General features: G+C 44.8%; 11 protein-coding genes. 9 read left to right on the top strand and 2 right to left on the bottom strand.

Annotated features, from left to right (window positions below):
- Positions 1-458: 458 nt before the first annotated feature.
- The 6 genes from FTT73_RS14745 to FTT73_RS14770 all read left to right on the top strand — a co-directional run bounded on the left by FTT73_RS14745 (position 459) and on the right by FTT73_RS14770 (position 4,997).
- Positions 459-1,349, top strand: coding sequence for a VacJ family lipoprotein (locus FTT73_RS14745; protein ID WP_074384079.1), 891 nt, complete (start codon positions 459-461; stop codon positions 1,347-1,349).
- A 102-nt stretch (positions 1,350-1,451) separates the two neighbouring features.
- The gene (gene gigA, locus FTT73_RS14750; protein WP_005095839.1) at positions 1,452-2,420 is read left to right on the top strand and encodes an RsbU family protein phosphatase GigA; all 969 of its coding nucleotides are present in this window, start codon (positions 1,452-1,454) and stop codon (positions 2,418-2,420) included.
- Positions 2,421-2,532: 112 nt separating this feature from the next.
- The gene (gene gigB / locus FTT73_RS14755) at positions 2,533-3,051 is read left to right on the top strand and encodes an anti-anti-sigma factor GigB (RefSeq protein ID WP_004647542.1); all 519 of its coding nucleotides are present in this window, start codon (positions 2,533-2,535) and stop codon (positions 3,049-3,051) included.
- A 20-nt stretch (positions 3,052-3,071) separates the two neighbouring features.
- Positions 3,072-3,899, top strand: a complete 828-nt coding sequence (locus FTT73_RS14760) for a carbon-nitrogen hydrolase family protein (RefSeq protein WP_074384078.1) — start codon at positions 3,072-3,074, stop codon at positions 3,897-3,899.
- 105 nt (positions 3,900-4,004) lie between these two features.
- Positions 4,005-4,430, top strand: coding sequence for an organic hydroperoxide resistance protein (locus tag FTT73_RS14765; protein ID WP_005095836.1), 426 nt, complete (start codon positions 4,005-4,007; stop codon positions 4,428-4,430).
- Positions 4,431-4,604: 174 nt separating this feature from the next.
- Positions 4,605-4,997: a DUF4951 domain-containing protein gene (locus FTT73_RS14770; RefSeq protein ID WP_100355709.1), complete on the top strand. Its 393-nt coding sequence runs from the start codon at positions 4,605-4,607 to the stop codon at positions 4,995-4,997.
- A 49-nt stretch (positions 4,998-5,046) separates the two neighbouring features.
- Here the strand turns inward: FTT73_RS14770 and gspE are convergent, their stop codons facing one another.
- Complete coding sequence (gene gspE, locus FTT73_RS14775) at positions 5,047-6,534, bottom strand: type II secretion system ATPase GspE (protein ID WP_159138729.1); 1,488 nt, start codon at positions 6,532-6,534, stop codon at positions 5,047-5,049.
- Between the two features lie 144 nt (positions 6,535-6,678).
- On the opposite strand from gspE, the gene FTT73_RS14780 reads away from it, so the two are divergent.
- Both FTT73_RS14780 and FTT73_RS14785 read left to right on the top strand, forming a co-directional pair.
- Entirely contained in the window at positions 6,679-7,458 is a 780-nt protein-coding gene (locus tag FTT73_RS14780) for a hypothetical protein (protein WP_167381259.1), read from the top strand.
- Positions 7,459-7,467: 9 nt separating this feature from the next.
- A complete protein-coding gene (locus FTT73_RS14785) occupies positions 7,468-8,391 on the top strand; it encodes a mechanosensitive ion channel family protein (protein WP_005095828.1) in 924 nt (307 codons plus the stop codon).
- Positions 8,392-8,438: 47 nt separating this feature from the next.
- Here the strand turns inward: FTT73_RS14785 and FTT73_RS14790 are convergent, their stop codons facing one another.
- On the bottom strand, positions 8,439-11,147 hold the full coding sequence (locus FTT73_RS14790; RefSeq protein WP_180078829.1) for a DUF2339 domain-containing protein: 2,709 nt from the start codon (positions 11,145-11,147) through the stop codon (positions 8,439-8,441).
- A gap of 161 nt (positions 11,148-11,308) precedes the next feature.
- On the opposite strand from FTT73_RS14790, the gene polA reads away from it, so the two are divergent.
- Entirely contained in the window at positions 11,309-14,071 is a 2,763-nt protein-coding gene (gene polA, locus FTT73_RS14795) for a DNA polymerase I (protein ID WP_180191605.1), read from the top strand.
- Positions 14,072-14,296: the final 225 nt, after the last annotated feature.

Below are 14,296 nucleotides of genomic sequence, written 5' to 3' on the forward strand. Positions count from 1 at the left end.
TCTACCATCAATCAATGAAAATAATTTCGATCGATCAACCAGTAAAAATCCACACAAGTTGTTCTTCATAATCTCTTAATGATCTTCTTGCTACTTCGTCAGCAGCAAGCTAGGTCGGCTATATTACACTGAATTTCTAAAGTGTCAATCCGTAATTCAAATTAATTTAAACTTATCAAACAAAAACCCAATCTTAACACTTCGTGCTAAGTTACTGTTTTATCAGAAGTTTTAATCTTCATCACTGCCGATGGATGTGCATTCTACAGCATTTCAGGGCGCTTGCAACACCTTTTTCAAGAAAATTATTTTGCATGTACATTTTTTACTCTTTTTGTGTATTTTCATTCATTTTTTATACAAATTTGCTTAAATGATGTCTATTCGTGAATATAACGTTTATTATTTTTATACTAATAAGTAGTGCTCCTTACTCAGACAAGGCCTCGGGTTTCCTTATGCATCGTTCTATTTACTTATCTATATGCTTATTTTCTCTAGTATCAAGCGTACATGTTTTCGCAGAGGTCAACACGGATGTGGAAAATGAATCTTTGAAAACGCCACTCAGAACCAAAATATCGGCCAAGGCACAACAATTACAGACACAGCTAAAAGTCGATGCCAGTGCAGCACAGGCTGAAGAAGTCAAAGATCCTTTCCAACCGTTAAATAGAAAGATTTATCAGTTTAATGATGCGATTGACCGTACTGTGGTACGTCCTATAGCTGTTCAGTATGTTGAGAAAGTTCCACAGGATGTCCGCGGTAGCTACACCAATTTCCGTAATAACCTGGGTGAACCCTGGAATGTAGTCAATCAGCTGATTCAGGGCCGTCCGACCCGCGCAGCAAAATCCTTGGGACGTTTTACCATTAATACTTTAACGACCTTAGGTTTGGCTGATCCGGCACGTCGCCTTGGTTTAAGTCATGAAGACGAGAGATTTGGAACTACTTTGGGTTATTATGGTGTTGCGTCTGGTCCTTATATTATGTTGCCATTTTTAGGCCCAAGTTCAGTGCGTGGGGTGATTGGTACTGCTGTAGATAGTCAAACCCGCCCACAAAAATATCTTCTCGAAGATGAAGATGGGCTTTACTGGACCGACCAGTTCTGGCGTGCCATTGATAACCGCTCGGAAATACTGGATGTTGAAGGGGTGCTGACCGGTGATCGTTATGCCCAGATTCGGGATATTTACTTGCAACGCACCAATTACGCGATTGCTGAAAAGAAAGGTACAGAACAAGATACCCTATTCCTAGAAGATGACTTCGAAGAAGATAGTTCTGAAGATATACCTTTTGATGAGAACAATATTGAATCTTCAGAAGAAGATCTTTAAGTTCATGCTTGATGTATGATTGCTAGTGAAATCTGTTCGCTAGCAATACCTTGCTTGTTATAGTACATCGTATAACCAACCCTGAGATCGAATCACTTTTTTATGTATTTCATTCAACCGACTCGTGATATTCCCTATTTAGATCAGGTACTTGATACGCTTCCGCATATTCAGATGATCTATCTGGATGATCATGAGCTGTATGATTCTACGATTATCGCAATTGCAGATGTACATGACTATCTGAAATATAAGTGGAATCTGCCTACCATTGTGCTGGCCTTAGAGCATGAAGGCACAGCGTTGGCTCAGGCTTGGGAGCAAGGGGCGCTGGCAGGCTGGATCTGGAATAAACTTCCTGAAAATCCTGACCTGGCGCTGCAAAAAATTGATGCGCAATATAAACGTAACCAGGATAGCCGTGATCTGCCTTCTGCGGCAGAACTACAAAAAAGATTGTTACCCAACCCGATTAAACTGACCAATTATGAGGTCGAAACTTATTTTCAGCCTTCAGCCTATCTTTCAGGAGATTGGTATGATTACTGGAAAATTAGCGACAAAGAAGTGATTTTCTATTTGGCCGATGTATCTGGACATGGCGTCACCAGTAGTTTACTCACGTCCTGGATGGCTGCTTTTCACGGTCGCTCCAAAACGCCGCGCGAGCTGATTAAAAAGCTTAACGGCATGCTAATGCAGGAAAATATTGAAAAGCACATCACCATGATTGCCGGGATTTTAAATCTGGAAACCCATGTATTAAAATGGTCCAGTGCCGGACATTATCCCCCACCGATTATATTTGAACCCAATCAAGAGCCTAAGATTTTCTCTACCAGCAGCTTCCCTTTAGGTCTGACCGAAGAGCTTGAGGTTGAAGAAAACGAATGGGTATTAAGCCCTAATGCCCGTTTTATCATCTGTTCAGATGGTGCACTGGAACCCTTTGATGGTGGATTAAATGAGCAATTTTCGCAATTATTACATCACTTGCAGAATGAGTCATTTCAGGCTCCAGAACATGTGGCCGACGATATCGCCTTTTTAAGCTTTATCCGCGTAAATTAGCAGTATATTTACAGACTTTATAAGCACTTAATTTGATTACCACTTTCAGCTACTTGAGTATCAATACACCCTATGGGATAATTTAATATCCTTCTCTGCAAATGGCATTTATATGTCAACAGGTCATGTTGAATATGCAAGTCTGAATGGAACGCATATTTTTAAGCTTATCGGCGAAGTGCGTGCCCAATCTTGTATTAGTCTAGACAAATTACTGAACAAAATTGAACAGCAGGACAACGTAGTTGGCGCTATCGTTGATCTCACCGAAACCAGTTTTATTGACAGTACCGTACTCGGTGTTTTGGCCAAGTTAGGACTGAAACTCAAGCAAGTACATAATATTCAAGCTGTTATGCTTTCTACCAATTCCGACATTACTACTTTGGCCAACAGTATGGGACTGAGCCAGGTGTTTGTGATTCTGAATTATTGTGGCGATCCGAATGTCTGCACCCGTGCGCTGATGGAAGAACATGTGACGCATCAAAATATGCTCAATACCGTTCTGGATGCGCATAAAACCTTGATGAAGCTAAATCAAAGCAACCAGAATATGTTTGAACCTTTAGTCAAACAGTTACAGAAAGAGCAAGACAATTTAGATAAAATCTCCGAGCAAAAGGTATAACGACTATATAAGAGGACCGCATGACTTTACTTTCTGTTGCACAAATGAATTCTCAAAATGAAATTGACGCCAATTTTGTGGAGATTGAGTCTTTAATTCAACAAAGTAAGGCCAATGGTGCTGAGTTAATTGTTTTCCCGGAAAATTTCGTCTGTTTCGCAGCAGGCAAACAACGCGAAACTGCTGCACAATTTGAAGTCATTCAACAACGTCTGGAACAACTTGCCCATCAATATCAAACCTGGATTGTGGCCGGGACTTTGCCCTGCCCTTATCGTCCGGATGGTTCAATCATTCAAGATGGCCGGGTGCGTACTGTCAGTCTGTGTATCAGTCCTGAACGAACCGAAGCGCGTTATGACAAAATTCACTTATTTGATGTACAAGTCGGCGATGCTGTCGGTGGTTATCAGGAGTCCAAATTCTTTGAGCCTGGTACAGAGGTGGTCGTCGCGAAGACTCCTTTTGGCAATATCGGCTTGATGGTCTGTTATGACCTGCGCTTTCCAGAACTGGCTTTAAGCTTACGTGCTAAGGGTGCAAACCTGCTGACTGCGCCTTCTGCATTTACCTATACCACGGGTGAAATGCACTGGCAGTTATTGCTGCAAACCCGTGCCATGGATAGCCAGTGTTCGGTACTTGGCGCCGCTCAACAAGGCTGGCATGGTGAAAAACGTCAGACTTGGGGGCATGCAGCTGCCACCAATAGCCGCGGCCAACTTTTGAATATGATCCATGCTGATGGCGCACATTTGATTACGGTGGACTTTGATTTAAGTGAACAGCAAAAAATCCGTGAATCCATGCCTTTAATGCAACATCGTAAACTGCTACAACTTTCTTAAGAAACCTGCCCGGATACTTGCATAAATTAACAAAATCCCTGCTTATTCTTCAGGCAAAATCGCCGAGCATAGAAGCTCCATGAACAATAAATAGGGATTAAGCTCATGTCATTAGAAAAAGCCGTCTATACCGCACATGCCAAAGCCACAGGTGGTCGTGATGGCCGCGCCACCTCTGACGATCAGATTTTAGATGTACAATTGGCCGTGCCCAAAGAAATGGGGGGACCTGGTGGTGGAACCAACCCTGAACAGCTCTTTGCCGCAGGTTATTCGGCATGTTTCTTGGGTGCGATGAAATTTGTTGCCAATCGTGACAAACTGAATATGAGTAAAGATGCTTATATCGAGGGTGATGTAGGAATTGGTCCAATTCCGACCGGGTTTGGTATTGAGGTGACTTTAAATATCCATCTTGAAGGTATGGATCAGCAAGAAGCGCAAAAACTGGTAGATGCCGCGCATATTGTCTGTCCGTATTCAAATGCAACCCGCAATAATATTGATGTGAACTTAAACGTCATTACTTAATTTTTCGATTCAACCGCTATCCTGAAAAAATGCTTCAGGATAGCTAGAGCGCTATTATAAAATTTTAATCGCTGCATCTTCCCTTAAAAACAAATTCTCTTTTCAAAACAAAAGCAAAAATCTTAATACTTATATATAATGATTCTTATTTGCAATGATTTATTTTAAGTCACCATGTTCAAATTATTTATTTCTAGTTCTCTCCTGTTCAGCATTGCGACTGCCTCTTTTGCAGAGCTGCAAATTTCAGAAAAAGTTCGCCCCCAAGTAAAATCTGTAGTTAATGCCGGGATTGAACGTCTGCCCATTCCTGCAACACCCAACAATATGATTCTGCCTGAATTTGGTAAAGGTATCATTGGTTGGGGTGCTGGCCCCAAAGATGCCGAAGTCCGTTTCCAGCGTGTCACCACAGCCGATGTTGAAAAAATGAAACAGGATGGGGTTACTTTAGAAATGGCGCAGGCCTGGCAGACCTTCTATGAAAATGAAACTCAGCGGAATCCGGGCAATCCGACTGCACCTTTTCGGGCCCAACTGATGAAAAAAATCGTCAGCCTCTGGTAAATATCCAGATATCCTGAGGATAAGTCATTAAAAGCAGCAGATTAAAAAATTATTCTGCTGCTTCATTGGTGACCCGTAATACTTCTTCAATGGTAGTTTTCCCTGCCAAAACTTTGCGCAGACCATCATCCCGAATCGAACCGGATTGCTGCCGTGCATAACTTTCTATTTCGTATTCGGCCGCATTGCCATGAACCAGACGGCGCATATGATCATCGACGGGCACAATTTCATAAATCGCAGTACGCCCACTAAAACCAGTATTGCCACAGCGTTCACAACCCTGTGGTTGCGGCAGTCTTAAATCCTGTGGATGTTCAATATTTTCAAACAGTTTCTTTTCAAAAGCATCTGCTTCATACCAGGTCGCGCAATGCGGACATAACGTTCTGACCAGACGCTGGGCAATTACCCCAATCAGGGAACTTGAAAGCAGGAACGGCTCAATGCCCATATCCTTCAAACGCGTGACAGCACCAATCGCGGTATTGGTATGCAGGGTCGACAACACCAGATGCCCCGTCAAGGAGGCCTGCACCGCAATTTCTGCGGTCTCCAGATCACGAATTTCACCCACCATCACCACATCAGGATCTTGGCGCAGCATGGCTTTTAAGGCACGTGCAAAGGTCATATCCACTTTGGTATTCACCTGGGTCTGACCAATACCTTCCAGTTGATATTCAATCGGATCTTCAGCGGTGAGGATGTTTTTGGAACCATCATTCAGGTCAGAAAGTGCGGCATATAAGGTGGTGGTTTTACCCGAACCGGTGGGGCCAGTGACTAAAATAATGCCGTGTGGACGATGCACCAGAGTTTTCAGTCGATCATAGTCATTATTCATCAAGCCCAAATGGGTCATATTTAAACGACCGGCCTGCTTGTCCAGCAGACGCATCACCACACGCTCACCATGAGAGGATGGCAAAGTAGATACACGGACATCGACTTCACGTCCGGCCAGACGCAAGGAAATACGACCATCTTGTGGAATGCGCTTTTCCGCAATATCCAGTTTGGCCATGACTTTAATCCGCGAGACCAAAAGCGGCGCAAGTTCACGGCGCGGCTGGACAATTTCACGGAGCTGGCCATCGACCCGTAAACGTACCGACAGTTTTTTCTCAAAAGATTCAATATGAATATCGGAAGCCCCGACCCGAATCGCTTCAGACAATAATGCATTGATCAGTCGTACAATCGGCGCATCATCTTCCTGATCCATCAGATCTTCAGCTTCAGGTACGGAATCGGCCAGACTGAGTAAATCCGGATGATCTTCCAGACCCGCAGCCACCTGTTGTGATTCGCCGCTATCTCCGGCAAAACTGGAGCTGAGTAACTGGTTAAATTCCTGTTCGCTGCACAGCTGAAAATGAGCCGGATAACCGAGCAGACGGCGCGCTTCCTGCAATGCAAGCATCGAGGTATTGTCACGACGCAGAATAAAGGCCTGATCTCCCTCATAACGCAACAGCACACCATGGCGCTTGGCGAAGCTATATGGGATTTGTAATTGTTTAAGTACTTGCATCGTGAATTATAATAATGATGAAAAAATTTAAATTGAGTGTACTCTAAGCATATGACAGCGTGAAGTATGTTTTCAAAGATTTAGCAAGAAAGGGTGCCAACATTGCCGCAAGATAAAGATGAATTAATCCCGAATACAGCGAAAATGCGCTGGTGGGGAGAACAGATTTTTGAAATAAATCAATCCAAAGCCTGGCAGTTTGGTTCCTTGCTGTTTCGTCTGACTCGAGGCATTCAGGAATGGCGACTGGAATACTATCGTCCTGTGGTGCAATATGATTATGAGCAGCAATGGCATCAGATTGATGATCCGAACTTTGCCTTTCCAGCGCCGGTGCACATTGAACGTTATATGTTCAAATCTACCCAAAATAAATTACAGTTGATGCCACGTTTGGCAAACCGTTCGGTGGTGATCAAGCCGGTTGATCCGATTTATATTCCTGCCGGACAACGTGGTACGCTTTATATCAGCACGCCCTTATGGATTGCTGGTTTTGTCGAGGGGCAGCGCGAACCAATTTTTGATCTCCCGGTGATCTTGCCAAAAGACACCTGGTTTGGGCCGAATCATCGCTCAGGTGAAATCTGCTATGCCACTGCAGTCGATGGCAGAACTGAACTGAAACAATTGCATCCACGCGCTTTTCGTGCGGTTACACCGATTGAATTTCACAATACCAGTAACCAGCAATTGCGCTTTGACCGGATGAATGTCCCGGTGCCTGCCCTGCCGTTATTTTACAGTGAAAGTACCGGGCGCTTATGGACCTCGCAAATCCGGGTCTTGCATGAAGGTTCGGACCGCCCACCGCGTATTCGGGTGGAGAACCGTACCCCGCCAAATGCCGGTGAAGTCGCCTATCTGCATCCACCGCGTGATCCGGCGGGCGCTTTATTTAATATGTTTGATTCATTTTTCTAAGGGCGTCTGATGCCAAGTTCAAATATTCCGACCGAAGTCACCAACAGCCTGAAGGGAGTATTTACCAATATCAATACCGACCGTTTAACCGAAATTTTGGTCGCGGTGGTGTTATGTTTTATTGGTTTCCTGATTGCGCGCTTTATTTCCAATACCTTTATTCGGACCATTGGTGTACGTTTTAATGCCCATCAGAAGCTGGTCTGGCGCCGCGGGATTTTCTATTTTATTTTCCTGCTGTTTGTAATGGCCAGCCTGAAAGAAGCCGGTTTTAAACTGAGTGTCTTCCTCGGGGCTGCCGGGATTCTCACCGTAGCCTTGGGTTTTGCGTCACAAACCTCGGCATCCAACCTGATCAGCGGTCTGTTCCTGATTGGTGAGGGTTCTTTCGAAGTCGGCGATACTATTCAAATCACCTTGATTCGTGGGCATACCATTGAAGGTGAAGTGATTTCGATTGACCTGCTTTCAGTCAAACTCCTCACGCAGGATAATATCTATGTACGTTTGCCGAATGAACAGCTGATTCGGGCACCGGTACAGAACCTGTCAAAATTTCCGATACGGCGTATTCCGATTACGCTGGCGATCAATTTCCACGAAGATATTATTAAAGTACGAGAAGTGCTGCTGGATGTCGCCAATAAATATCCACTGGTTCTAGCTGACCCGAAACCTGCAGTCACCGTTACCGCCTTTCGTGAATCATCCATCGAGTTGCTGTTTGCGATCTGGTGCCAGCAGGAAAATTATCTGAAAGTACGTGATGAAATGCAGGAACGGATTCGTAATGGCTTTGTCGATAATCAGATTGAAATTCCAGTGCCGAAAATGGGCTTTGTCGACCATCCATTATCTCGCCCCTTAGAGAATGTTGATATTGACCAATATGCCAATGACAAGGCACTCAAAAGAGAGCCTGATCTGAAATAACCCTTCGATTCCCTCTCCTTTTTAAAGGAGAGGCTTAGGGAGAGGATTCAATCAGTTTTCTCTGGCATCGGCGCAATATAGGCAATCAGCAGCATCACCCCACCTGCCAGCAAGAAGGAAATGACTCGCGTCAGGGTGCCAATATGCGACAGGTCAAAGAGTACCAATTTTAAGGTCACAACCACCAGAATACTGCCGCCTAAAATCCACATCGGCTTCAGGTTTTTTAAGGTTGCCGTCCACATGGTGATCCAGGCCAGCAATACCCAAAGTACAGTCAAGCTGAGTTGCACCGTCGCATTACTCCATAGCTCCAGATCATTAAACGGCGTGTGTAAATACACATGTAAAGCTCTTAAAACCATATAACTGGAAAGCCATAACAGGCTCAGCACCATCAAGACTGCGATCATGCCTTTATCACGGCCAACCTTAATCTGTTGCAACAGCATCCAGATAAAACTGGCAAACATGGCGACACTGATCAGGTCAAAAGGATTCAGAATCGGCAACCAGTAATACTGGAATGCTTGCTGACTAAATAACTGTGAACATACCAGCCAAGTGGCCATCAGCAATAAACAACACTTGGTTTGCCAAAGCTGCTGCCAGCCTGATTGCAGGTCCTGTCGATAGCACCACAGGCAAAACAATAAAGGCAGGATCACCATACTGAAATAAGGCATGCTCGGGATCAGACACAGACTGGCCAAAGCCAAACTGCTAAAAACGCCCAAACTCATCCATTCTTTGGATAGCTGCAAACCAGCCAGCGGTCTGAGCCACAGCATGGCCAGTAATATAGCTGAAAGGGCAAAAACCCCGCGCTCCAGACCGCTATCCCAGACAATCACCGCATTTTGACTACGATCCAGTGTCAGAATCACTGCAATGACCAGCAAGGGTGAGATACCACTCCACTTCGGTAGCAACCAGGACCATTGCTGATTTTTGCGCAGAATCATTTCATTCAACAGCACATAGCCCAGTGTGATGATGAATAAACTCAACACATAGGCATGCTGACTCGAAAATTCATCTTCCAGCAAAGCAAAGAGCATTAAACTGACTGCAACACTTAAACTACTTAAAAAACTGATACTCAGACTATCCAGTTGCTGCTGGTATTTTTCTTTGAGCTGACTGATCGCCACTACTGCCACATAACACAGACTCAAAATCCAGAAAATCATCCGCGGTGTGGGATTGATTTCGACCAGATAATACAGGCTGCTAAATCCGGCCATCAACAATAAGCCCATACTTAAATAATGCGCCACCCGGACATTTTTCTCTAAGGCCCACAGATAAATTAGCACCCCTTCCACAGCCCAACCAACCACACTCCATTGTTCGGTCAATAAGATCGGTGGCACCAGTGCCAGAAAAATCAGCATCAGACTCAGATAACTTTGTGAAATAAGCTGAATCGTTTGTTTTTGGCGCAATAAAGTCCAACAAGTGGCAAAGACCCCTGCGAACAACAGACTTAGACCGGCTTGCCAGAGTTTTTGATCGGGCTGATTAAAGTGAATCAAATACAGAAAAATATAAGCAGTAATCGGTGCGGCAAAAATCAAGGCCAAGTCGAGTACCGGTTTTAGCTGAAAACGGGACAAATCCTGTCGTGCCAGCAACTGGCTAAAACGAAAACCCAGCCAGATAAACAGCGCACTATGCGCCAGAATCAGCACAGTCATGGCATAACGCTCATGAGTATCACCATGAATCAGGCTATACATTCCACCGACAATCGCCGTAATTAAAAAGGCAATCTGATTGAGAATTTTCCAGGGGCGGAAGCTGCTCAGCACTGCCACCCCGACATTAATCAGCAAGTAATAACTGATCAGCTCAACAGCGGAAGCATCTCGGATTGGCAAGGTAAACGGCGCCAGATAAGCAATCAGCAAAGCCATTATGGCCAGTTCGATACTTTCCTGTTTCAGACTTAAATACAGCGTCATTGCCAAAATGATGATAAATACACATGCTGCCAGCGGTAGTGTTGGAATCACCAGATTGTAATAGGCAAAGAATAATGTCAGAAACAAACTCCCTAAACCTAATCCTTCCAGCGCCAGAGCAAAACTGCGGTTTTTAGGAATCAGCCGATAGCCCAGTCCTGTTACAAACAAACTGGCAAGCGCAACCAGACCTAATTTAGCAGCCAGACTCAGCTGCCAGTGCTCGGTGGCAAAACGCAGCAACAAAATAATCCCGATCACTAAAATACTAATGGCGACTTTTAAGACCGGATTGCCCTGAAAGATCCAGCGCTGCACTTGATCGATGAGATTAGGCGTGGACTGAGAATTTAGAGCCGGTTGAGCAGTCACAGGTGCAGCATCAGACCAGTTCGGTGGTGTCGAGGGTGGTGGATCGGCAGAATAAGATTGCGACTGTAACTGTATCAAGCGTCCTTCCAGACGTTGCAGCCATCGGAGTAAAAAGAACACCCAAGCGGTAATCCCGATGCCCATCAACCAGTCAAGCTCGGCCAGCCCACCGACAATGGCAATAATTGAAGAGACATATAAAGGAACTTTTGAATTGCGTTCCAGAGACCTCTGCTGCTGTGCAGCCAGTTGCTGTAGCGGGGCTTCTACTGCGCTGACATATTGCATCACACTGAAGAGAAAACCCACGCCACACAAATAAGTCACAATCTGATAATCCAGATACCAGGCACTGATCCCAACAATTAGCAGAGTAATCAGCCAGATCATGCGTAACTCATTGCGTCCTGCAGCCATTCTTATATTTCTCTTTCCTGAATCATTCCATCATACAACAGCTTGTGCTGCTTATTTCATCTTCAGCCGATATTCGCTAAGCTGTAAACTCAGACTCGCCTCAGCGAGCGCAGTAAAAATCACGTACAATAGCGCTGTATTTTGAATAAGGAATTGATTACATGCCACCATTTGTCTTGGTCGATGGCTCTTACTTTTTATTTCGTGCCTTTCACGCACTGCCACCATTAACCACGTCAACCGGTTTACATACCAATGCAATTCGTGGTGCGATTTCTGCTATTCAAAAACTGATGCGTCGGATCCAACCGACCCATATGGCGGTGATTTTCGATACGCCAGAACCGACGTTCCGGCATGAGCTTTCACCGATTTATAAAGGTGACCGCCCGAGCATGCCGACGGAATTATCCGAACAGATTCCTTATTTGCATGCCTTGATTCGTGCGCTGGGTATTCCCCTGCATACCTTACCGGGTGCCGAAGCCGATGACATTATCGGGACATTGGCCAAACGTGCCGAAGCCCTGGGACATCAGGTGCTGATTTCGACTGGTGATAAAGATATGGCGCAATTGGTCACAGACAAAGTGACCCTGGAAGACAGCTTTAAAGAAAAGCCGCTGGATGTCGATGGCGTGTTTGAAAAGTTTGGCGTATGGCCAAATCAGATTATTGATTACCTGACCCTGATGGGCGATGCTTCTGATGGCATCATGGGCGTGCCGGGTGTCGGTGCCAAAACCGCGGCAAAACTGCTAACCGAATATGGTTCGATTGGCGGCATTTTAGAAAATGTCGACAAGATCAAAGGCAAAGTTGGTCAAAATATTAAAGAACATGTCGATGGCATTGCACTGGACCATCAACTGGCCAGTATTGTGATCGATCTGGATCTTAACTTTGGTTATGACGATTTAAAACTGGGTGAGCCGAATGTCGAGACCTTACGTCATTTGTACACCGAGCTGGAATTTCGTAATCAGCTACAATCCTTAGATCACCCAAATAACCCGAATCATTCAAATTATAAACAGGCGGCAAGATCCATTACCGCCAAACCAGCAACTCTGCCAGACACCACAGAAGATCATGCTTATGTGACCAGTGGCGATGATCAGCTAGGTCAAGCAACCTATCATAGTGTGTTAAACCAGCAGGACTGGGACAAGCTGTTTGCGCGCTTAAGTAGCGAAAAACGTTTTGCCTTTGATACTGAAACCACCAGTCTGGATTATCGTATCGCGCAGATTGTCGGCTTCTCGGTCGCCTTTGATGCCAACGATGCTTACTATGTTCCTTTGGCCCATGATTATGAAGGCGCACCGGAACAGCTCAATCGTGAAGTCATCTTGGCACAGATCAAGCCGATTCTGGAAGATGACAGCGTACAGAAAATTGGGCATCATCTGAAATACGATGCGCATGTACTGGAAAATCATGGCATTCATTTGGCAGGCTGGTATTTTGATACCATGCTGGCATCGTATGTGCTGAATTCTGTGGCAACCCGTCATGGTATGGATGATGTGGCGCGTCTGTATTTAAGCCATCTGACCACGACCTATGAACAAGTTGCCGGTAAAGGAGCCAAACAGAAAACCTTTAACCAGATTCCGCTGGAAACCGCTGCACATTATGCTGCTGAAGATGCTCATGTCACTTATCGTCTTTATGAAGTTTTGGATGAAAAACTCAAAGTCCATCCTGAATTAAGTCAGCTTTTGCATCGCATTGAAATGCCGGTGGCACGTGTATTAACGAAAATGGAAGAAAATGGCATTCAGTTAGATGTGCATTTCCTTGACCAGCTCAGTGAAGAATTTGCACAAACCATTCAGAATCTGGAAAACCAGATTATTGAATTAGCAGGTCAAAGTTTTAATGTCAGCTCACCAAAACAAGTCGGTGAAATTTTGTTTGATAAGCTGGGCCTCAAAGGCGGCAAGAAAACCTCGACTGGCCAATACAGCACCAGTGAAAGTATTTTAGAAAAACTGGATCATCCGATTGCCGCATTGATTTTGGAATATCGTGGCCTGTCTAAACTGAAAAGCACCTATACCGATGGTTTATGCAAACAAGCCAATAATGACAGTGGCCGCGTACACACCAGTTATCATCAAGCGCTGACTGCAACGGGTCGTCTATCTTCAACAGATCCAAATTTACAAAATATTCCCATTCGCGAGAAAATTGGCCGTCAAATTCGTAAAGCTTTTGTAGCACCGAAAGGTCGTGTGCTGCTCGCTGCCGATTATTCACAAATTGAATTACGCCTCATGGCGCATTTTTCCCAAGACGAAGCCTTGGTACATGCCTTTAATCACGGTCAGGACGTGCATCGTCGTACTGCAGCAGAAGTTTTGGGCATCGCTTTTGAAGAGGTGACAAATGATCAACGTCGCCAAGCCAAAGCCGTGAATTTTGGTCTGCTCTATGGCATGTCTGAATTCGGTCTAACCCGTCAGTTGGGCTTTACTCGTCAAGAGTCACAAGAATACATTAAACAGTATTTCCATCGTTATCCGGGGATTTATGAATATATGCAACGCACCCGTCAGGTGGCACTCGATCAAGGTTTTGTCGAAACCGTTTCTGGTCGTCGTTTATATACACCGGATATTGATGCTCGTAATATGATGGTGCGTAAAGCGGCAGAACGTGCTGCAATTAATGCCCCGCTACAGGGTTCGGCTGCAGATATCATTAAAATAGCAATGATTGAAGTCGACAAGATGTTGCCAAAAGATCAGGCCAAAATGCTGTTGCAAGTCCACGATGAACTGGTGTTTGAAGTCGATGAAGCTATTGCCGATGAACTGGCACCGAAACTGGCTGAAGTCATGCAATCGGTATTGCAGATTTCTGTACCGTTGCTGGTTGAAGTCGGTAAAGGTAAAAACTGGGATGAGGCGCATTAATGCGCCTTTAAGCCCCTTCCTCCCTATAGGAGATGAGGCATATATTCGGCAAGGGGATGCAGGTTGGTTTTAACCCCCTCTTCCCTTACGAAGCAATGTCTGTAGTGGTCAACAAATATTGGACACAGTTTTAAGTTTTTGTTCAACTGCAAAAGGGCTGATACCATTATTAAATTGATGTGGTCGTATCCGATTGTAGTATTCCATCAGATACAGCCCTATATC

The sequence above is a fragment of the Acinetobacter sp. YH01006 genome (assembly GCF_013420445.1).
In the GTDB taxonomy this organism is placed as follows: Bacteria; Pseudomonadota; Gammaproteobacteria; order Pseudomonadales; family Moraxellaceae; genus Acinetobacter; species Acinetobacter pseudolwoffii.

Bases quoted from the DNA above. Each gene is read 5' to 3' on its own strand.
- gigB (WP_004647542.1), top strand. From the start codon at position 2,533: ATGTCAACAGGTCATGTTGAATATGCAAGTCTGAATGGAACGCATATT.
- FTT73_RS14765 (WP_005095836.1), top strand. From the start codon at position 4,005: ATGTCATTAGAAAAAGCCGTCTATACCGCACATGCCAAAGCCACAGGT.
- FTT73_RS14745 (WP_074384079.1), top strand. From the start codon at position 459: ATGCATCGTTCTATTTACTTATCTATATGCTTATTTTCTCTAGTATCA.
- FTT73_RS14790 (WP_180078829.1), bottom strand. From the start codon at position 11,147: ATGGCTGCAGGACGCAATGAGTTACGCATGATCTGGCTGATTACTCTG.
- polA (WP_180191605.1), top strand. From the start codon at position 11,309: ATGCCACCATTTGTCTTGGTCGATGGCTCTTACTTTTTATTTCGTGCC.
- FTT73_RS14785 (WP_005095828.1), top strand. From the start codon at position 7,468: ATGCCAAGTTCAAATATTCCGACCGAAGTCACCAACAGCCTGAAGGGA.
- FTT73_RS14770 (WP_100355709.1), top strand. From the start codon at position 4,605: ATGTTCAAATTATTTATTTCTAGTTCTCTCCTGTTCAGCATTGCGACT.
- gspE (WP_159138729.1), bottom strand. From the start codon at position 6,534: ATGCAAGTACTTAAACAATTACAAATCCCATATAGCTTCGCCAAGCGC.
- gigA (WP_005095839.1), top strand. From the start codon at position 1,452: ATGTATTTCATTCAACCGACTCGTGATATTCCCTATTTAGATCAGGTA.
- FTT73_RS14780 (WP_167381259.1), top strand. From the start codon at position 6,679: ATGCGCTGGTGGGGAGAACAGATTTTTGAAATAAATCAATCCAAAGCC.
- FTT73_RS14760 (WP_074384078.1), top strand. From the start codon at position 3,072: ATGACTTTACTTTCTGTTGCACAAATGAATTCTCAAAATGAAATTGAC.